Here is a 21,348-nt window from a genome sequence, read left to right as displayed (position 1 = left end):
AAAGGTGGTTATATTATGTCAAATTTTAAATTATCTAGTATAAATGATTATAAAATAAGAGGAGAAAATTCACATTCAGCGTATTTATTACAAAAAATATTATTTGAAGTACAAAAGGCACTTTATGAAGAAGGTCATGTTAATAAATATAAGGAATCTTTTAAAAAAGAATCAACCGATTCATGGAAATTCATTAATAAAATAAATGATAAAGTATTAAAAAAAGCAGGTTGCTTAATAGTTAATGCTCCAACAGTTAATAAATTTGAATTTAGCATACATAATAAATGGAGAACAATAGGAAATTTGTATCATATCATTGATAAAAGAGAGGAACTAGACAAAATATATAATATGTTAGCAGATAAAGAATCCAAAGAATTCTTTGACTGGTTAATTTCGTATAGAATTTCATATGCTTTAGTTGGAAATTTAGCGAAAAAAATATATCCTTTTAGTAAGGAAATGGTTAAATTAGTGGACAAAAAGTCGAACAATAAGATAACAAAACAGGGTAAAGATTATAAGGTTAAAAATTTTTCTATAGAATCTAAAAAACATTCTATGATAGAAACTTGGGTTGAAGAAATGTATTTATTGAAAGGAAAATGTGAACCAAGTGAAAATGATGTGGTAATAAGTGGAGGCGCTTTTTTAGGAGAAACTGCAGTTTGGTTTGCTGACAAGGTTGGTAATAAGGGAAAAGTGTATTCATTTGAACCTTCTAAAGATAATTGTAAGGTTGTACAAAACAATATAGATAAAAATAATCTGAATAGTATCATATCAGTTGTCAATAAAGGTTTATGGAATAAAACAGACAAAATATATTATACAGATATGGGTAATAACTCACCAGGTAGTTTCTTAAATGAAGATGCTGGTGATTATAGTGTAGATGTTATTTCAATAGATGATTTTGTTAATGATAAAAAAATAGATGTGGTAAATTTTATAAAATTGGATATAGAAGGAGGAGAATTAAAAACATTAGAAGGTGCGATTAATACTATAACTAAATTTAAACCTAAACTTGCAATATCCTTATACCATAATGCTAATGATATAATCGAAATACCTCTATTTGTAAAAAAGATAGTAGATGATTATAAAATTTATTTAGTTCAGAATAGTAGTGCATGGGGAGATACAATACTCTTTGCTTCTATATAAATATATCATTAATTAGATTATAGCGAATAACAAAGAACAAAAAATACATATTTTAATTAAAACCATTTAATTACACAAAGTAAAAAAAGTATGTTTGAGATTTTATATTAAAATATAAATGGAGATGAGATAATTTTGGAAGACGATATTGTTATAGTTAACAAAAATGATTTGAAACCTTATCATAAATGTGAACATCAACCATATGAATATTTTAAATATGAATTGGAAAAATCATTTTATAACAGTAAAATGCGAGTTTCAATTTATGAGATACCACCATATAAATCTAATTATCCATATCATTATCATTTAAAAAACGAAGAGGGGTTTTACGTTATTAATGGAAAAGGGTGTTTAACAACATATAATTCAAAAATAAAAATAAAAAAGGGAGATATAATTTTATGCCCACCTATGAAAAAGGGAGGACATTTAATAGAAAACATATCTGATAAAGAATCGTTGGAATATTTAGAATTTGATGTTTCGGATTATCCAGATGTTATTTTTTATCCAAAGTCTAATAAAATTGGAATAATAGAGGATATGGAAGAAAAGTTCTTTTTTGATAAAGAATCAACAGTTGATTATTATAAAAATGAATAGAAGGTTGATTATGATGTTAAGTGAAGATGAAATTAATGAAAAATATTTAACAGAGTTATTTATAAAAAAAAATATAATAAGTAAGGATAATTATATAATATCCATGACAAAAGATTTTAAAAATAGTGAGGGGTCATTAGCATTTTCATCTACATTAAAATATTTAAAAAATGAAGAAACATTGCCTAAAGCTATTTTTATTAAATTAGATAAAATACATAGTAATCAACATTATAAAAATTTAACCAGGAATGAAATAAACTTCTACAGACTAATTGAAAATTGTAAAATAGATTGGAAACCTAAAATTATAGATGCAAATTATAATGATCAATTTTCATATTTGATACTTGAAAATATAGCTGATACTTATATGGAAAGTGAATATGATGCTGATATAGAACTTTATAAGATTGCTGTACGAAATATTGCTGAATATCATAATAAATTTAGAAAATTAAAATTAGATAATGTGAATTATGAAAAGTATAATCCAATGGATTACAAATGTGTAAATTTAAAATTTCTTTTATATAACCATAAAAAAATGATTCATTTATTAGGCGAAAACTATACAGATGAAATGGAAAGTATATTTAATGATATTACTTATAAGTTAGAAATTAACTTGAGAAAAATTAATAGGTATCTTTATTACAAAAAATCCACTATAGTTCATGGAGATTTTCATCTTAAAAATTGTTTATTCAACAAAAAAAATCCTCAAGAGAATATGGCTATTATAGATTGGCAATGGTGGAATTTTGGAGTTGGAACGTATGACATTGCACATTTGTTAAATTTATATTTACCCAAGAGGTACAAAAATAAGGAATTAGAAATATTAAAAATCTATTATGATAAATTGAAGGAGTTAGGATATAAATATACTTGGGATGAATGTCTAAAAGATTATAAGTTATTTACAACTTTAAATTTGTTTAAGCCTTCAATTTATGCAGTTAGTTGTAAATTGAGAAGAAAATCAAAATTTTGGGCAGAATTTATTAATAATATAATTAGCTCTTATAATAATTTGAATATTTAATATAAAAAAATAAAATATAAAAAAATAAAATATAAGGAGAAAAAATATGATTGAAAGAGAAAAAATTTTAGAGGAATTAGAAGAATTAATAGAAATGAAAGATGAAAATAAAAAGTTAGAGGAGGAAACAAATTTAGAAAATGTTAATATGGATTCAATTACTAAGTTAGGTATACTTGCAGTAATAGATACTTATTCATCTAAAAGGGTAAAAGTGCAAGATTTAATAGAGTGTAAAAAAATTAAAGACATTATTAATTTAATTTATTAATAAAGGAGAAAAAATGAAGGTAGATGCATTAGTAACAGTAGTTCCTAAAAATAAATTAGGACAAGCTGAACTAGAAAAGAGATTTGGAATAAAGCAGGCTAAAAGAGTATCTATGATAACTGGAATCAAGGAAAGACATGTAGTTACAGGGGATATGAGAGCATTGGAGTTGATTTTGAAAGCAGCAGAAACTGCAATAAATAAGGCTGGTGGAGATAGAAATTTTGATGCAATATTTGTAATTACACAAACTCCTGAGTATAAGTTCCCATCTACGGCATGTATTGTTCAACATAGGCTTGGTATTAATAAAAACGTACTTGCTTATGATATAAACCTTGGATGCTCTGGATATGTATATGGACTTATTACAGCAAATGCATTTATAGAAAGTAAATTATTTAAACGCATTTTACTGATTGTAGGAGATTTAACACAATCAACTGCATGTAAAGAAGATAGCTCATCATACCCATTATTTGGAGATGCATATTCAGCAACTATTATATCATCACATCATAAGAAGAATCAAATTCAGGCTATTGATTATGGTACAAATGGATATGGAGCTAAAAATTTAATTACTTATGTAGGAGGATGTCGTTACAGAAATGAGGAAGAATATAAAAAACATAATAGTTATAATGCAGAGAATAAGGTGAAATTTCCAAGCTATGTTTATATGGATGGTGCTGAAGTGTTTAACTTTAGTATAGATGTAGTACCTGATATGATTAAAAATTTGTTATCTATAAGTAATTACAAATTAGAAGAATTAGATTATTTTTTCTTTCATCAGGCTAATGCGTTTATAATAAAACATTTATGCCAAAAGTTAAATATTGATATAAAAAAAGTGCCTATATCATTGAATAAGTATGGAAATACTAGTGGAGCATCAATTCCTATTACAATATGTGATTTTATTGAAAATAATAAGGTAGATAAAATAATACATTCTGTGTTATTAGGTTTTGGAGTTGGGTACTCTTGGGCAGGTGTAATTATAGATTTAGATCCTAAGGTAGTACTTCCAGTAATAGAAATTTAAATTATTATAAATGTAGGTGTTAAATATGAGTAATATAATAAAAATGCAGACCAAAGAAGGAGAAAATAGTTGTGCGATTTCCGCTATACACAACCTGCTTGCCTTCAACAAAATACCAATAACTGAATACGAGACATATATTTTAGTAAATGGTTTTGATACATCATTTTATGAAGGATATGTAGCGTTAAATACATTAAGAAGAATAAGTGAAAATTTAAAAGTAGATGGAAAGCTTGAAGTAAAATGGATGGATAAAAACACTATTAACTCAAAAGAAATCGTTATTAATTCAATAATGAAACAAAATCCTGTAATTGTATTGATTAATAGTAACTTTCTTAATTTCGATGAGAGACTTAAAAAAGAATATGGTTTTTTGAGATCATTTATAATATATGGAGTTGATTTAGAAAAGGATTTTTTCTATGTGTATGATGTACTTCATCTTAATGAAAATCACGAAAAGGAAGTTATAGAGTTTACTATTCCGATTGATTATATGATAAGTAAAGCAAAAGAATTTCTTATTATATATTCAGATTCTAAAAAAGCAATTAAATATAATTATAGAGAAATAATTATAAAAAATATGAAGAAATATATAAAAAATACCAATGAGATTGAATCAAATGAGTATTTTGGAATAAGTGCAGTAAAATATCATATTTCTTATTTGGAATCAATATTAACAGATAATAATGTAGAAGATAAGTTAGCAAGTTGTTATTATGCTGCAAATAGTGTTTTCTATGGAACATTTATGCCTATGATAAGTTATTTGATAGAGTTTATAGAACATATAGAAATATCAAATAAATATGATATTTTAAATGAAGTGAAAGATTTAAAAATGAAGTGGAATATTATAACTAATAAAGCTATTAAATTAACTATAAGTAAAAGAGAAAATCAAGTTTCACAATTTTTAGATAATTATAAACTGACATTTGAAAAAACAATAATTTTTATAAAAAAATTTATTGGTATATTAAATAAAAGAGAGTGGGAATAATATGATAAAAAATTTTAATAAGGAAGAGTATGATCTAAATTATTCAAAAATGAAAAAAGTGTTGAAGTATTACAACAAAAGACATTTTTTTGAAGATGGAACTCCGTTAGTATTATCATTTTTAACAACAAATAAGTGTTGTTTGAGATGTAAGCATTGCTTTTATCATGAAACTCTTGATAATCATAATAAAAGCAATCAAGAAAAAGAACTCACAATTGATCAATATGAAAAAATATCAAATAGTATGCAATGGTTTAATATAGGTATTTTTACTGGAGGAGAACCTTTTATGAGGAATGATCTTCATGAAATTATACATATATTTAGAACAAATAATAATATGCCATGGTGTGATTCTGCAACTAATGGTCAGTTAACTGAATCAATTTTAAAACAAACAGAACTTATATGTAAACAAGATTCTAATAAAATATATTCGTTAAGTTTTTCCATTGAAGGGTTTGAAGAAGATAATGATGCCATAAGAGGTAAAGGAACATTTAAGAAATCATTAGAGACGTTACAAGAATGTAAAAAACTAAAGAAATATTATAAGAATCTCGAATTAAATTTGTGTTCCACATTTAATTCGATAAATCAGGAAAGATATTCAGAATTTTTAAATTGGTATATAAAAAATTTTGAACCTGATAAAGTAACATTATTAAAAATAAGACAAACACCAAGAGCTGGAAAGTCATTATGTGATATAGATGATAAATTATATGAAAAGGCAATAAAAAACTTAGGACAATATATAAGTGAAGGAAAATTTGGAGATGTAAATAAACCAGAAACACACTTTACACATCAAATGAGCTGTAATACATTAGAAACGACAAAAACAGGAAAAAGAAATTTCTATTGTTATGCTGGAAAACATGGAGGATGGATTGATTATAATGGAAATGTTAGTGTATGTGAAGTATTTCCAGATGTTAAGACATCAGGTGAAAACTTGTTAATTGGTAATTTGAAAAATTATGATATGGATTTTATGAAATTATGGAATAGTGAAAGAGCTTATCAAGTAAAGCAAAAGGTAGGTAAAATGCCTATATGTAGTAAATGCACACACGAAACAGAAGGTCAAATACCTTCACTATATTTTGAACCAAATGATTGTTTAGAAAGCAAACAAGTTATATGTCGATATTGATTTTAGCTGCTCAAACTGGACATGGCCATATGTCCGTTATGAATGCTATAAATGAAGCTTTTTTAGATAAGAAATATAAAGATTGCATATGTATTCCAGACTTTTATGAATCTATTTTACCTAGTAATAAAATACTTAGTGATTTTTATAATTTTTTACTTAGCAGTTCAACTGCTCTATGTGATAAATATGTAGAATTCAATAGTATAACTAGGCCTGAAAAAAATGAATATATATATAAATTAACAAAACATAAGTATACGAAATTATTTCGTATTAAGGGTATAGACGCAATTATTTCCACAGCTACATCAATTAATTATAACATGATTAGAGCAATGAAAGAAGAAAGAATACTTAATAAAATTCCATTTTATGTAGTTGTTACTGATCCCTATAATCCAATAGCGCCAGGATTTGATGCAATTGGTGCAACAAGATACTTTTGCCCTAATTCAATAGTAAGAAAAATTTTGGTAAAAAGTGGAGTACCAGAAAAAAACGTTATCATATCAGGATATCCAATATCAAAACGATTTTTTTGTGATAATTTATTTAAAAATGAAGAAATATATACGGATTTAAATATAAATAAAGATAAAAAAGTAATTGTTTTGAATTGTGGTTCTCAAGGAAATATATCAAATTTAGACTTTCTAATTAAATATTTAAATTCTAATTTACATGAAAACTTTATAATGCTATGTGGGGTTAATAAAGTTTTATACAAATTAGCTAAAATAGAATTAAAGAGAGCACAAAGGGATAACGTTACTATTTTGCCATTTTATGATCATGTTGAAAAGCTATTAGCAGTAGCAGACATTTATATAACCAAAGCAGGGGCAAATTCATTTTATGAAGCTTTAGTTACGAAAGTTCCAATGATTATTGATGCAGTAAATGGATTTATATATCAGGAGCGTGGTGTAGTTGATTTTTTAGAAAATGCAAAAGTTGGAAGAATATTAAGAAATAAAGAAAATTTAATTTCACTTATAAAAACTATGTTATCAGATAAAGAAAGTATGCGCATTAAAGAAGAGTATAAACAAATATTAATAAAGGATGGAGCTAACAATATAGTTGAAAAAGTTTTAGAAGATATAGGAAAATTGTGATTAACTTTATAAAGTAAGAAGGTGATATAAAATGTTAGTATGTATTGCAGGAACAGATGGCTCTGGAAAATCTACGTTAGTTGCAAGCTTACAAGAACAGATGTCAAAAAAATGCAAATGCAGTCAATTAAGGTTATACGATACTGTAGTTTTTTCGAAATTACAAAAAAAAGCTGCTATTTTTTTAAAAAAAAATAAAATTGAAAATACACATTATAATCTTGTAATTGCATATCTGATGTTTGAATTACAAGAAAAATCTTTTCCTAAATTAACTCAGGAAATACAAAAAAATGATATTGTTATTATGGATAGATATATAGAGACCATAGATTTTATTGTGAAAAATTATAAAGTGGACAAGAGGATACTTAACAAAATTATAGAAAAGTTTCAAAAACCAGATATATATATATATTTGAAAGTAAATCCCAATATTTGTTATAAAAGAATAATATCATTAAGAAAACCTGGTGATGGTGAAGAATTACATGAAATAATAGCAGCAGCTAAGTATTATGACAATAATATTAAAAATTATAATTTTACTGTTGTTAATGGTGAACAAACAAAAAAAGATATTGTTATAAATTGTCTAAATATAATACAAACTTCAAAATCAAAACTAAAAGCTAAGGGAAGTGAAAATTTTGAACGATTATAAAAAAAAAATTATAGAAATACTGAATACCATTTTTGATGAATATGAAGGTGAAATAACAGAAGACTTAGTTAAAGAAGATATAGATCAATGGGATAGTTTAGCTAGTGCTCAAATTATTATGGCAATTGAAAATGAATTTAATAAACATTTATCAGATGAAGAAGTAGCATCAATTAATTCAGTTGCAAATATTTTAAAATTGGTTATTGGAGATGATATATATGGAGTACTTTGATTATCTTCCTTTGCTAGACGAAAGCGAAAAAAAAAGATTATATGATTCCAATGTAAGTGATTATGATAAACTTAAAAATTTAATTAAACTATCTAAATATAAACTTACTTTATTGGAAAGTGTTAAATTAGGGAAACAAGTAGAAAAGCTTTCTTATTTAATTGGGAAATGTAACGAATATCGAAAAATTAATATAGGAATAATGGGTAATTATACTTTAAATCATTTGAAATATAATTTAATTGCATCTGCATTTAGAAGAGGAATACTTTTAAATATACAATTTGCACCTTTTGATAGTATATATCCAATAGCATTGGGAGAAATACATCCATTTAAAGGTAAAATGGATTTTTTGTTCATGTATATGTCACCAAAAAAGTTTTATTCAACAAATATGACTATTAGCAATGTAAAAAGTGAGATGATTTCGTTAATTGAAAAAATTAAGAAAATATATTCTACAACAATTATTTTGACCAATAGTAATAAAAGATTTTATGAAAGCACATCAAATATAAATATATTAAACAAAAATGATTTTGAAGATCTTGTTGAAAGTTACAATAATATTTGTGAAGAAATAATTAAAAATGATAAAGCTACATTAATGCTTAATATAGATAAGATTTCCAGTATTGTTGGTTTACAGAAATGGATAAAACCCATTGATTATTATAGAAGCAAGATACCTTTTGCATATGAAAATTCAGATATTTTTTCGGATTATTTTACAAGACTAATTTGTGCATATTTAGGCATAAGAAAAAAAGTAATAGTTTTAGATTTGGATGGAGTATTATGGGGTGGAATTCTTGGTGATGATAAAATTGATAATATTATTATTGGAAATGGCACTAGTGAAGGGGAAGCATTTAAGGTATTTCAAGAATATTTAGTAAAAGAAATGTATGAGACAGGAGTAGTGCTGACGGTAGTTTCAAAAAATAATTTAGAAAATGTTTTGGATGTATTGGAAAATTGTTCGGAAATGATTCTGAATAAAGAGCATTTTGCTATGCTTCAAGTAAATTGGAAAGATAAGGTATCTAATATAAGAGCTATTGCAGATACATTAAATGTTAGATTAGATTCAATTGTTTTTATAGATGATAATATACATGAAAGAAATTTGGTAAGGGAAAAGTTACCACAAGTTACAACACCAGAAATCGGAAATAATCCATCCAATTATCCAATTATACTATCCAATAGTGGCTATTTTGATTATTATAATTTAACTAAGGAAGACTTAAATCGAACAAATAGTTATATAAATCGAATAAAAAGTATTGAAATACAAAATAACTTTTCTGATTATGCTAGCTATTTAAAGTCTACTAATATGAAGTTAATTATACAACCTTTTCAAGATAATGATTTAAATAGAGTAGTACAATTAATTAATAAAACAAATCAATTTAATTTAATGTGTACAAGAGTAAAACATTTTGACATTGAGAAAGTAACTAAATCGTCCAATCAATTTGGAATTCAAATATCATTAGGAGATAAATACGAAAATTATGGGATTATAAGTGTTGTAATTTTAAATATAGATCAAAATATTTTAAGCATTGATACATGGGTTATGTCATGTAGAGTGTTTAATAAAAATATTGAAAATGCAGTTTTAAATTATTTATGTCAGTTAGCAAAAGAAAAAGGAATAAGAAAAATCATAGGTAAATGTAAAAATATAAAAGAAAAAAGTTATGTTGATGAATTGTATTTGAAAATGGGTTTTGAATATTTAAGAACGCAAGATGAGGTGGCTATTTATGAAATAAGCAAAGAAAATTTTAAAAAACATGAATGTGATATTTCTGAAATTGTAATAAAAGATTTTTTAAATGTATAATTATAGGAGGTAAAATGGCAAAAGGTATTTTTAAACACGTTTCTATTAGTAGTATAGCCACGGCAGTTCCAATATATGAAAGAGCACTTGATGATGAAATAGAGTTATTGGAGAATAAAAAGAATATTGATAAAATAAAACGGATTACTGGATTAGACAAACGGAGAATCGCAGATACAAAGACTACATCTATTGATTTATGCTGTTGTGCTGCAAAAAAAATAATGGGTGAAATGAATATTGATAAAAGCAAAATTGATGCTATTATATTTGTAACACAAACACCAGATTATAGGATACCTAATTGTGCATCTATAGTTCATGGTAAGTTAGGATTAAGTAAAGAGTGCTTGTGCTATGATATTAACCATGGGTGTTCAGGATATATCTATGGATTATTAAATGCATTTTCATTAGTGGAATCAGGAGTTTGTAAAAAAATACTGCTTTTGGTTGGAGATACTCTTTCAAAGGTAATTAATAAAAAAGATAAGTCATTAGCAATTATTCATGGTGATGCTGGTTCTGCAACTATTATTGAATATTCTGATGAATTGATACATTCTAGCTTTATTTTGAAAAGTCAGGGGGATATGTCAAATTCAATAATAATCAAAGCAGGTGGATTTAGAAATATGTCTTCTAAATATACAAGAATTGAAAAAAAAGATGATGAAGGTAATATTCGTACAGATGAACAGTTATATATGAATGGATTAAAAGTATTTAATTTTGCACTTCAGAATGTTCCTGACTTAGTTAATGAAGTATTAGAATTTTCAAAACTAAATATAAAGGATATTGATTTTTTTGCATTCCATCAAGCAAATGGAATTATTAATAATGGAATTATTAGTAAGTTACAAATAGATCAAACAAAGGCACCGTTGGAGGTAGTAAAACAATATGGAAATTCCAGTTGTTGTAGTATTCCACAAGTAATATCAAAAGCATTTGGAGGAAAAATTTTAAGAGATAAAAGGATAGTTATGACTGGGTTTGGAGTTGGTTTAAGTTTAGGTACATGTATTACTAATTTTAATAATACAACCATATTTCCAATTATTGAATATGATTATAAATAAATGCTTAAATAGAAAAAGAAAACAATTAATAACTTTTTAAGGAGATAAAAAATGGATAAAATAAAAATAATAAAAAGAATACTTAATGAATGTAAAGTACATTATATTGAAGATGAAAATGAAGAAATTAATTTTCAATCGATTCAATTAGTTATGTTAGTGGCATCCTTAGAGGAAGAATTTGATATAGAAATACCAGATGATTATCTTGAATGGGAAAAATTGAATACAATTTCAAAAATACTAGATGTTGTGGTAAAGTTAAAATGATGAATGAAATGAAAAATTATTTTAAGGGAAAAAAATTCTTATTATTAGGAGGCACATCTGGTATTGGTTATGATATAGCAAATTCTTTATTACAAGAAGGGGCTACAGTAATAGCTACAGGAAGAAATTTAAAAAAACTTGAAGTACTTAAAACAAAGTATGATGAGAAAAATATTGTTATAAAATTTGTTGATTTTGGAGAACAAAGTAGTTTTGAAAATTTTGATATATCGGATTATAAATTAGATGGATTAATAAGTACAGTAGGAATATGTATGAATATACCTGCGAAACTTAGTGATTATAATAAAGTGCTTTATAGTATGAAAGTTAACTTTTTAGGACCAGTTACTTTGATAAATAAACTAATAAGAAAGAAAAGATTTAATGAAGGAAGTAGTATTGTTTTATTATCCTCAATTTCTGGATGTAGTACAACTAGCGTTGGTTTAAGTAACTATTCAGCATCAAAAGCAGCGTTAATTGGGTATACTAGAGCAGTTGCTTTGGAAATATCACCCAAGATTCGCATTAATTGTGTATCACCAGGAACTGTTAACACCCAATCAGGTATGTTTTTGGAAACATTAGATAAAATGTCAGAAGAAAGTAAGGAAACAGAATTTTCAAGATACCCATTAAAATTAGGAAAACCAGAAGATGTAAGTAATATGGTGAAGTTCTTACTTTCGCCAGCAGCTTCTTGGATAACTGGTCAAAATTTTATTATTGATGGGGGGAGAACTCTTAAATAAGGGAAATATATGATAAAAAATATTGAGCCTTTACATAAGGATAATCGAAATTGTTATGAAGATGTTATAGTTACAATTTGTAATTGGTTTCAACGAAGATATGAATGTATATATGAATATTCATGGGCGTTTGAATATGAAAGATTGGAAACGTCAAATACATTTAATTTAGGAAAATACCTTAAATATAATAATTCAAAACGTCGAAGCTTGTTGTGTAAATATAGTGGAATTGAAATGATTAATCATAAATATGAAGAGTTGGATAAAGGATTGAAAGATATAAAAATAAAACTTAATAATAATATACCAATTGCTTTGACCAGTATGGATATGTTTTGGCTATATTGGACACCTCATTATAAAAAATCTCATGGTGGGCATACCATTATAGCAATAGATGTAGATAATGAATCGAATATTATATGTATGGATCCTTACTTTAAAAGGAAAAAATTAAAGTTATCAATTGAAGATTTTAATTTAAGTTCAAGTAGGAAGTACATTTCCTTTAATATTGTGAGTGATGAAATGAGATATTCTGATGTAAATTCTATAATAAATAGCGCAGTGAGTGAATTGTTAAGAAAAAGAAATTCAGAAAATTCATTTGATAATATGCGCAAGTTTGCAGATGATATAAAATTGTATTATAATGCAAAAAATGAGATGAAAGGATATCAAGATTATTTTACAGTTCCTATTTATAATACAATACAAAGAATTGGACAAGGAAGAAAACAGTTTAGTGAGTTACTTGTTTTTTTATCTGAAAATTATTCATGTAACAAGAATTTATTAAAGAAATATAGTAATAGTATTAATTTAATGGGAAAAAAGTGGGATGCACTTAAAGTATTATTTGGAAAAGAAGTGTTTTTATCTGATTATACATTGGTTAAAAATAAGGCACCAATTAAGATATATGATATTGCTAATTATGAAGAAGAGATAGCAAAAGAAATTTTTGAGTGTAACTTCAATTGATATTAGGTATAAAAAAATCTAAGAATAATTAAGAAGATGATTTCTGTATTTATAAGGGGTCATCTTTTTTTAGTTACATTGATACCTATAAATTCTATATTGCTTGATTTTTGTAAAGTTTCACATAGCTTTTATAAAGGATTATTTTTAAAATGCTTAAGAACGATTCTTAAAAAACATTAGCTCCAATTATCATGCTTATATATTGAAAACACCCTATAGAGTAGACTGCTTTTATTATCTATTCTATAGGGTATATTTTAATTAAATCCGTGAAGCCGACTTTTTAAAAGAAAATTTTTTATTATTGAACTTGTCAACTTAAAGGTATATATGTAATTACGTGTCAATTTGATTCATAATAGTTACTATTATTGAAAATTAAGATCATTTGATGAATTTTTATATGCGACATTGTTATTTCCAAAACATTTTTCATATTCCCAACCAGTTAATGCTTCAACAGCTGTTCTAGCTTCAGGAGTTGCTTCACTCATTGAACCACCAGCTTTAATTCTGTCTACTTCATCTATTAATAATTTGTGATTTTCTTTTGTAAGCTTAAATTTTGAAGCTGCAATCCAAGTTATTGTAAGAAGTACAAGAGGGAATACAATTGTAACTACCGATATTCCGATTATTGCACTATGTGGTTGGTGAGGCATGTGTTTTGCCTTTGCGCTTGTGCTTATGAAACCAAAAGCTCCTAAACCAATACCAAGTACCATTGATTCTATTGATGTTGCAAGCTTTCCAAATAAACCGTTTATACCGTTATATACACCTTCTCTTCTTTTTAGAGTTATTGCTTCATCTATATCAGCAATAAAACCCATTTGGTAAGTTGGTATATAATCAATAGCAGTTTTACCTACAATGTTGATTATTGAGAATATTACAAATAAAGTTAAAGTTAGTGAATTATGACCTGTGAATACAAGGTATATATATCCTAAAAGTGATAAAAAGATTACTACAACTCCAAGTTTAAAGGTTTTTGGAGCACCGATCTTATATGAAAGTACTATATATCCTAATAATCCAACACATGAAACTAAGGATGATACACCATTTACGGCTGATACTGCAACTGTTGTTAAACTTAATACATATACTGCAAAGAAGGTAAGTACACCTTGTGCAAGTTGTTTGTAAACACTACCTAAGAACCACATAACACTATGAAGCCTGAAGGCTTTGTTTCTCATACAAGAAACTAAATCTATTCCGAGTTTTTTAAATACTTCTACAAGTGAACCAGCGTCGTCTTCATATACAGCTGTTTTTTGATCTCTTTCATATACGTTAAATATGAAGAACAATAAAGCAATAGTAGTTATAATTCCCCAACTAAGACCTATATACCAGAAAGACTTAGTAGATGTTTTTCCGAAAGTACCAAATATGAAACCAGTTAAGAATCCAGTGATAGTATTTGATATAGTACCAAAATATTGTTTTCCACCAATAAGTTTTGCTTTTTCACCAGCATCTTGTGTCATTTCTGCTGGAAGAGTTGTTCCAGGTACAAAAACTAATGTGTAAGATATTTCATAAATCATGTTAACTGCAAAGTAATACACAAATGATTTTCCAGATACCCATAATAAAGGAAAGATAATAGCTATTCCAATTATTCCAACAGCGATAAAAGGTTTTCTTCTACCAAATTTTTTACCAAGCTTTGTCTTACCAAAACCATCGCTTATAAAACCGAGTACTGGGTTACCAACAGCATCTATAAGTCTTGCAATTGCAAATATTGAGGCTGCTTTTACTGAGTTAATACCACAGACACTACTATAAAAGAATAATAGCCATGCAGACATTAATCCTTGAGCTCCGCTTCCGAGGAAGTTTATACTTGAGTAACCAAGTATATTTCTTAATTTGATTCTTTTTTCCATAACGTACACCCCTTAATCATTAGAAATACATTTATAAATTAAAATAATATTACTTGCGTTCCGCCTTTTATCTCCATAACTTTATCGTTTACACTAATCCAAGCAGATTTTGCTGATGGATTGTAGACTAAATCACCCTTAGCTGAAAATTTCAAATTATCTAATATATTAATATAATATACTATTTCAATATTTGTTGCATACCATATATCTTCCTTATTTCCTACATATCTGCAAAAATCTTCTATAAGGTCCCAATTATTATCTTTTTCAAATTCATAGCTATGACCCCATACATACATCATATATAGATATTGTTTTTTGTATAGTGAAACAAATTCTTTAGCATGTTCCATAAGGTTATGGTTATGATGGCATGTAGCTTTCCATTCCGTAAAGTCAGAAGGAAGATCGAAAGAATCAGAGTTACCAACTATTCTTGAATATTCAATACCAAGTGGTTTAAGGAGTTTTTTTATTGAATCATTGTAGGAACCATTTGGGTAAGACAAACCACGTACAGGGTAACCTACAATTTCTTCTAAATTTTCTCTATCCATTAATATCTCTTTTGCTACTTGTTCCATAGGACACCTTGTTATTGTGGGATGTGTTAAAGTATGAGCTGAAACTTCATGCTTAGCATATAAGGTTTTAATTTCATCGCGCTTTAAACGATTTTCATCTCCGATAAGCCCAGAATTTATATGAAAGGTGCCTTTAATTCCATATTTATTAAAAATGCTTACAAGCTTTCTATCAGATAACTTTCCATCATCATAGCTCATAGTTAAAACTTTGAATTTTCCATCGGGGAAACATTTAAAAATTTTATTCATTTTAAAAATCTCCTTAATAATTTTTAAATGGTTTCGTATTCATAAGAAGCCATTAAGAATGGTCCTAAGCCTTTTGGTTCATTACTTACGATTGGTTCGCTTATATAGTAAGCAAAGCTTCCGTCTCTATTATCTTCTCCACCAAGACCTGCTACATAACAAATTTTATTTAAGTTAATAAGTCCATCTTTTGTCTCTAAAACGAATTCATTTACAAGTCCTTCATAGGCTTCTTTTGCAGTGTTTTTAAGTTCTCCAGGTAAGTAACCATTTTTTACACCTTTAAGTAGTGCATAGACTATCATGGAAGAACCAGATGCTTCTAAATAGTTACCTTTTCTATCAGCTTCATCTAGAACTTGATACCATACCTTGCTTTCAGGATCTTGAACCTTAAGTAGAGCTTGTATGCAATTGTTTAATATTTCTATTAAAGTAGCTCTATCCTTATGATTTTCAGGTAATACTTCGATTGTATCAGCTAAAGCCATAACGTACCAACCCATAGATCTTCCCCAAAAATGAGGTGATAAACCAGTTTCGTTGTTTGCCCAAAGTTCAGCTTTTGATTCGTCATAAGCATGATAAAGGAGTCCTGTTTTTTCATCCTTTAAATTTTTTTCAGTTACGATGAATTGATGAGCTATATCGTCAAACTCTTTTTCATCACCGAATTGTTTTACATACTTAGCGTAGAAAGTAGCACCCATGTACAATCCATCTAACCATATTTGGTGAGGATAGATGTTTTTATGCCAAAAAACGTTTTCTTTAGTTCTTGGATGAGTGTCTATTTGTTTTCTTAGATTACTCAAAGCTTTTCTGTATTTTTCTTTTCCTGTTTCTTTAAATAAAGTTATTAAAATTTTTCCGTTGTTAAGGTGATCTATGTTATATTCATTTAATTTATATCCGTTGATTGTTCCATCTTCATTTATAAAAGTGTCCATTGTTTTTATTATAAAGTCTAGGTACTTTTGGTCCTTTGTCCATTCATAAACCTTAGCAATACCATCTAGAGTTAAACCATATTCATAACCCCAGTGATCAGTTAAGTTTATGTTTTTTGCTATAATAGAATCTGCCATTAATTTAGAATATTTTTGCATAATAACACTCCTTATAATACTTTTCTTATAGTAAAATGTAATCGTTTGAATTATTATGTTCACGTTATCAAAATAAATAGTAAATATAACGATGCAATATTTAACTACACTATAATCGTAGCAAAATATTACAAAAATATTGAATAACATAACAAATTATAATTATTAAATAAATTGTTACGTTAACGTTAACAAAATTATAGTAACATTATAAAGTATGCTTGTCAATAACTTACTTGGTAATTTTTATAGTGAAAAATAATAAAAATTGAAAACGTTGACTAATTAAGCTTCTATATGTGAAAAATAATAATCATATGATATAATTTTTATATTCAAAGTTTAAACGAAGCAAAGGACGAAATATAAGAAATAGAATAGGTAGGTGAAATGCCGATTTTCAAATTTTGTAAGTCGGATTTTTATGGTTAGTATTAAGGATATAGCAAAATATTGTGGAGTTTCAGCAATGACTGTTTCTAGAGCACTCAATAATAGTTCGGATATTAAAGTCACTACAAGAGAAAAAATACTAAAGGCTTGTGAGGAATTAAAATATAAGCCTAATTCAGCAGCAAAAAGTCTTATAACTAAAAAAACTAATATGATTGGACTCATTATACCTGATATTGCTAATCAATATTATGCGAATATTAGTAAAGGTGTAGGGGAGTATATTGAAAAACATGGATATGGATTAATACTATGTAATAGCAATAGAAAGAAAATTAATGAGGTTAAATATTTAGATTTTTTAAGTGAAGGTAGAGTAGATGGAATGATAATTCTACCAGTGAAACCTATGAAAAAAGATTATGAGGATATTTTAAATCAAATTCCTATGGTTATGGCGGATAACTTTGCAGAAGGTCTTGAAGTGAATTTTGTAGGAATTGATAATTATACAGGAGCATTTAAAATTATTACTCATATGATAAGCAAAGGATATAAAAAAATTGGAGTTATACTAGGAGATGAAAGATCTACTGCATCTGGCGAAAGGCTTGAGGGTTACAAAAGGGCGCTTCTAGATAATAAAATAAGATACAATGATGAAATAATAATAAATAGCAATTCTACCTTTGAAGATGGGTTTAATATAGCAAGTACACTTATAAAAAAAGGTGTGGACAGTATTTTTGCTATAAATGATACCGTTGCAATGGGAGTCATGAAATATTGCTATGAAAACAAAATAAAGCTACCAATGGATCTTGGAATTGCTGGATACGATAATATAGAACAATCAGCTATGCTATCTATTCCACTTACAACAGTTGACCAAAATAGCAAAGAAGTTGGTACTATAGCAGCTAAAATGCTTATAAATTCTATTGACAATAAGTCAAAAAAAGTCGAAAAAGTAATTTTAGAGCCAATTCTTGTAGTAAGAAAATCTTGCAGAGAATGAAAAATGATGGATATTGACTGAAAAAAAAATAAGATGTATAATTTAAATATGTTACGTTAACGTTAACGGAAATTACGTAATAAGTAAATGTTTGATTTATAAATTATATATTTAAATTTTGTTGAGCTTTATTAAAGTTAGTACATTAGGCACTTTAAGTATGAAAAGACATTATGATTAAAGATGAAATAGTTATTATAGAGTTAGAGTAAGAAGGGATGTTATAATAATATGAGCTTTTCAGTAAAAGATTTTTCAATGGACTTTTTTTCACTAGACGGAAAAGTTGCAATAGTTACAGGTGGAAATACAGGTCTTGGACAAGGATATGCCCTTGCACTTGCTAAGGCAGGAGCTGATCTATTCATAGTTACACACGGTACTAACTGGGATGAGACTAGGAAGCTTATAGAGAGTACAGGAAAAAGAGTTGAGTTTTATCAAGCGGATTTATCTAAGAAAGAAAACATATCAGGAATAGTTGATAAGTGTGTAGAAGTTTACGGAAGACTTGACATACTTGTTAATAATGCAGGTACTATAAGAAGAGCACCTCTTACAGAATATAAGGATGAGGACTGGGAATACATAATAAATACAAATCTAAATTCTGTTTACTATTTAAGTCAAAGAGCAGCAAGGGTTATGGTAAAACAAGGTGCTGGTAAAATAATAAATATTGCATCTATGCTTTCATTCCAGGGGGGAAAGTTTGTGCCTCCATATACTGCTTCAAAGCATGGAGTTGCAGGATTAACAAAAGCGTTTGCAAATGAATTGGCTGATAAAAATATTCAAATAAATGCAATAGCTCCAGGGTATATTGCCACTAAAAACACTGAGCCTATAAGGAATGACGAAAAAAGGAATAATGAAATACTATCAAGAATACCAGCAGCAAAATGGGGAGATCCATTTGATTTAATGGGAACTGTAGTATTCTTAGCATCAAAAGCTTCTGACTATATAAATGGTCATGTTTTAGCTGTTGATGGTGGCTGGTTAGTTAGATAAGATTTACAATTTAATAAATAATATAGAGTGTTTGCCCATGAAAAGCTATTAGTTTTTTATGGGTAATTTTATTTTTATTTGTAACATAAGATACAGAACTCTTAAATTTAATTATTTATAATAAAAATATAGAATTTATAAATGGTTAGGAGAGGTTGTAAAAATGTATATGAATAATCTTAAAAGACAACATACAGAAATACATAATAGTATAAAAATATTAAATGGATTTATAGATAAAAAAATAAGTGAAGGGGATTACATAGAGGTAGCTAAAACTGTTAGTGTACTATCCGGAATTTTAAAGATTCATCTTCAATCAGAGGACAGATATTTATATCCGGAGTTAATAAAAAGTGAAGATGAGAGTATAAGAAATATTGCAAAAGAATATATAGATGATATGGGTGATATAGGTAAGAAGTTTGAAGAATATAAAAATAAATATAATACTAGGATTAAAGTGTGTGAAAACATTTTGAACTTTAAAAATGATACTGAAGCTGTTATTAAATTACTTGTAAATAGACTTAATAAGGAAGATGAAGCTTTGTATCCATTGATAAATTAGATGAAAAGATAATTTTTAGCGTATTAGGTTTTGTGAGATTAAATCTAGTACGTTTTTTTATTAAGTAAGGGTGGTAAAATATATGATATATTAATGAATTATAAAAGGTTGTAAAATACAAGTAAATATGATACCATATTAGTAAAATAATCAGCTATATTTTAACAATATGATAAAACATAAAGGGAGGAGATGAGATATTGAACACTAAAGCATTAATCACTTTCCATTTTTCTGAGGAGCAAATAAAAAGTTTAGAAGAGCTTGGCTTTGAAATTATATCCAAAAGCGAAAGAAACCTTAAATATACAGATGAACTTAAAGATGTAGAGTTCATGTTTACCTATAATCCATTTTCTCATTTTGATATAGGCAATCTTAAGAAATTAAGGTGGATTCAGCTTGAAAGTGATGGGTTTGATCAAGTTCCTAAAGAGTATGTAAAAAACAATGGAATTATAGTAACTAATAATAAAGAAGGGTATAGTGTACCTATTTCGGAATGGATAATTTGGAGTATTTTATCTATGTATAAGGAAGCAAATGGTTTTTTCAAAAATAAAGAAGAAAAGAGATGGAAACTAAGAACTTCTGTTAGAGAAATTTTTGGGGAAACAGTAGGAATACTAGGAACTGGAAATATAGCAATAGAAACAGCCAAAAGACTTCAGGCGTTTTCTGTTAATGTATTAGGCCTTAATACTACAGGTCATCAGGTGGAAAACTTTAATAAATGTTACTCTAGTGATGAACTAGAAGCTATGCTTAAAGAATGTGATGTTGTTATAAGTCTATTACCTATCACAGATAAGACATACCATTTTATAGATGAAAAGATTTTTTCAATGATGAAAGCGGGAACAATTTTTGTAAATGCATCCAGGGGGCAGATAGTCTGTGAAGAGAAGTTAATTAAATTTCTTAAGAATGGTAAAATACGATCAGCTGCTTTAGATGTAGTTGAACAGGAGCCTTTAAAGAAGGATAGTCCACTTTGGGAAATGGATAATGTTATAATAACACCACATAATTCATGGGTTTCACAAAACATGGCTAAGAGGAAATATAAATTAGTCTACGAAAATATGAAGAGATATAAAGAGGGAAAAGAGTTAAAAAATATAGTTGATTTAGAAAAAGGGTACTAATATAATTTAAGAAGAATTGTATACAAATACAAATACAAAAAT

Annotated in this window: 22 protein-coding genes; 19 read left to right on the top strand and 3 right to left on the bottom strand. The window is 27.0% G+C overall.

Annotated elements, in window-relative coordinates; translation table 11 throughout:
• Nucleotides 1-15: 15 nt before the first annotated feature.
• The 15 genes from CLFE_RS21020 (at nt 16) to CLFE_RS20950 (ending at nt 13,307) form a co-directional block, all read left to right on the top strand.
• Nucleotides 16-1,173: an FkbM family methyltransferase gene (locus tag CLFE_RS21020; protein ID WP_077893649.1), complete on the top strand. Its 1,158-nt coding sequence runs from the start codon at nt 16-18 to the stop codon at nt 1,171-1,173.
• A gap of 135 nt (nt 1,174-1,308) precedes the next feature.
• The gene (locus tag CLFE_RS21015; RefSeq protein WP_242951632.1) at nt 1,309-1,782 is read left to right on the top strand and encodes a cupin domain-containing protein; all 474 of its coding nucleotides are present in this window, start codon (nt 1,309-1,311) and stop codon (nt 1,780-1,782) included.
• 10 nt (nt 1,783-1,792) lie between these two features.
• Nucleotides 1,793-2,830 (top strand): phosphotransferase, encoded by a 1,038-nt coding sequence (locus CLFE_RS21010; protein ID WP_169850947.1) that lies wholly within the window; start codon nt 1,793-1,795, stop codon nt 2,828-2,830.
• A gap of 46 nt (nt 2,831-2,876) precedes the next feature.
• Nucleotides 2,877-3,101: a phosphopantetheine-binding protein gene (locus CLFE_RS21005; RefSeq protein WP_077893646.1), complete on the top strand. Its 225-nt coding sequence runs from the start codon at nt 2,877-2,879 to the stop codon at nt 3,099-3,101.
• A 13-nt stretch (nt 3,102-3,114) separates the two neighbouring features.
• Nucleotides 3,115-4,152, top strand: a complete 1,038-nt coding sequence (locus CLFE_RS21000; RefSeq protein ID WP_077893645.1) for a ketoacyl-ACP synthase III — start codon at nt 3,115-3,117, stop codon at nt 4,150-4,152.
• A 25-nt stretch (nt 4,153-4,177) separates the two neighbouring features.
• Nucleotides 4,178-5,167, top strand: coding sequence for a hypothetical protein (locus tag CLFE_RS20995; protein WP_077893644.1), 990 nt, complete (start codon nt 4,178-4,180; stop codon nt 5,165-5,167).
• 1 nt (nt 5,168) lies between these two features.
• On the top strand, nt 5,169-6,329 hold the full coding sequence (locus CLFE_RS20990; RefSeq protein WP_077893643.1) for a radical SAM protein: 1,161 nt from the start codon (nt 5,169-5,171) through the stop codon (nt 6,327-6,329).
• On the top strand, nt 6,317-7,450 hold the full coding sequence (locus CLFE_RS20985) for an MGDG synthase family glycosyltransferase (RefSeq protein ID WP_169850946.1): 1,134 nt from the start codon (nt 6,317-6,319) through the stop codon (nt 7,448-7,450). The genes CLFE_RS20990 and CLFE_RS20985 overlap by 13 nt, the downstream gene beginning before the upstream one ends.
• A 31-nt stretch (nt 7,451-7,481) precedes the next feature.
• Nucleotides 7,482-8,114, top strand: a complete 633-nt coding sequence (locus CLFE_RS20980; RefSeq protein ID WP_077893641.1) for a deoxynucleoside kinase — start codon at nt 7,482-7,484, stop codon at nt 8,112-8,114.
• On the top strand, nt 8,101-8,349 hold the full coding sequence (locus CLFE_RS20975) for an acyl carrier protein (protein WP_077893640.1): 249 nt from the start codon (nt 8,101-8,103) through the stop codon (nt 8,347-8,349). The genes CLFE_RS20980 and CLFE_RS20975 overlap by 14 nt, the downstream gene beginning before the upstream one ends.
• Nucleotides 8,336-10,210 (top strand): HAD-IIIC family phosphatase, encoded by a 1,875-nt coding sequence (locus CLFE_RS20970; RefSeq protein ID WP_169850945.1) that lies wholly within the window; start codon nt 8,336-8,338, stop codon nt 10,208-10,210. The genes CLFE_RS20975 and CLFE_RS20970 overlap by 14 nt, the downstream gene beginning before the upstream one ends.
• A 14-nt stretch (nt 10,211-10,224) precedes the next feature.
• Nucleotides 10,225-11,295 carry a 3-oxoacyl-ACP synthase III family protein gene (locus tag CLFE_RS20965; protein WP_077893638.1) on the top strand — a complete coding sequence of 357 codons (1,071 nt, stop codon included), beginning with the start codon at nt 10,225-10,227 and terminating at the stop codon, nt 11,293-11,295.
• Between the two features lie 51 nt (nt 11,296-11,346).
• A complete protein-coding gene (locus CLFE_RS20960; RefSeq protein ID WP_077893637.1) occupies nt 11,347-11,565 on the top strand; it encodes a phosphopantetheine-binding protein in 219 nt (72 codons plus the stop codon).
• The gene (locus CLFE_RS20955; protein ID WP_077893636.1) at nt 11,508-12,320 is read left to right on the top strand and encodes an SDR family NAD(P)-dependent oxidoreductase; all 813 of its coding nucleotides are present in this window, start codon (nt 11,508-11,510) and stop codon (nt 12,318-12,320) included. The genes CLFE_RS20960 and CLFE_RS20955 overlap by 58 nt, the downstream gene beginning before the upstream one ends.
• A 9-nt stretch (nt 12,321-12,329) precedes the next feature.
• Nucleotides 12,330-13,307, top strand: a complete 978-nt coding sequence (locus CLFE_RS20950; RefSeq protein WP_077893635.1) for a BtrH N-terminal domain-containing protein — start codon at nt 12,330-12,332, stop codon at nt 13,305-13,307.
• Between the two features lie 371 nt (nt 13,308-13,678).
• Here CLFE_RS20950 and CLFE_RS20945 read toward each other — a convergent pair whose 3' ends face one another.
• The 3 genes from CLFE_RS20945 to CLFE_RS20935 are packed head-to-tail and all read right to left on the bottom strand — an operon-like array spanning nt 13,679 to nt 17,162.
• Nucleotides 13,679-15,214, bottom strand: coding sequence for an MFS transporter (locus tag CLFE_RS20945; protein ID WP_077893634.1), 1,536 nt, complete (start codon nt 15,212-15,214; stop codon nt 13,679-13,681).
• A gap of 38 nt (nt 15,215-15,252) precedes the next feature.
• On the bottom strand, nt 15,253-16,053 hold the full coding sequence (locus CLFE_RS20940; protein ID WP_077893633.1) for a polysaccharide deacetylase family protein: 801 nt from the start codon (nt 16,051-16,053) through the stop codon (nt 15,253-15,255).
• Between the two features lie 23 nt (nt 16,054-16,076).
• Nucleotides 16,077-17,162, bottom strand: coding sequence for a glycoside hydrolase family 88/105 protein (locus CLFE_RS20935; protein ID WP_077893632.1), 1,086 nt, complete (start codon nt 17,160-17,162; stop codon nt 16,077-16,079).
• Between the two features lie 424 nt (nt 17,163-17,586).
• Here CLFE_RS20935 and CLFE_RS20930 point away from each other — a divergent pair, with 424 nt between their 5' ends.
• The 4 genes from CLFE_RS20930 to CLFE_RS20915 all read left to right on the top strand — a co-directional run bounded on the left by CLFE_RS20930 (nt 17,587) and on the right by CLFE_RS20915 (nt 21,306).
• Nucleotides 17,587-18,573: a LacI family DNA-binding transcriptional regulator gene (locus CLFE_RS20930; RefSeq protein ID WP_077833500.1), complete on the top strand. Its 987-nt coding sequence runs from the start codon at nt 17,587-17,589 to the stop codon at nt 18,571-18,573.
• Nucleotides 18,574-18,804: 231 nt separating this feature from the next.
• A complete protein-coding gene (kduD, locus tag CLFE_RS20925; RefSeq protein ID WP_077852718.1) occupies nt 18,805-19,587 on the top strand; it encodes a 2-dehydro-3-deoxy-D-gluconate 5-dehydrogenase KduD in 783 nt (260 codons plus the stop codon).
• A gap of 163 nt (nt 19,588-19,750) precedes the next feature.
• Nucleotides 19,751-20,158: a hemerythrin domain-containing protein gene (locus CLFE_RS20920; protein WP_077893631.1), complete on the top strand. Its 408-nt coding sequence runs from the start codon at nt 19,751-19,753 to the stop codon at nt 20,156-20,158.
• Between the two features lie 200 nt (nt 20,159-20,358).
• Nucleotides 20,359-21,306: a phosphoglycerate dehydrogenase gene (locus CLFE_RS20915; protein WP_077893630.1), complete on the top strand. Its 948-nt coding sequence runs from the start codon at nt 20,359-20,361 to the stop codon at nt 21,304-21,306.
• The last annotated feature ends 42 nt before the right edge of the window (nt 21,307-21,348 follow it).

Source organism: Clostridium felsineum DSM 794 (assembly GCF_002006355.2).
Classification (GTDB): domain Bacteria; phylum Bacillota; class Clostridia; order Clostridiales; family Clostridiaceae; genus Clostridium_S; species Clostridium_S felsineum.
Note: the sequence above shows the minus strand (reverse complement) of the source record. Positions and strands in the feature narration are given on the sequence as shown.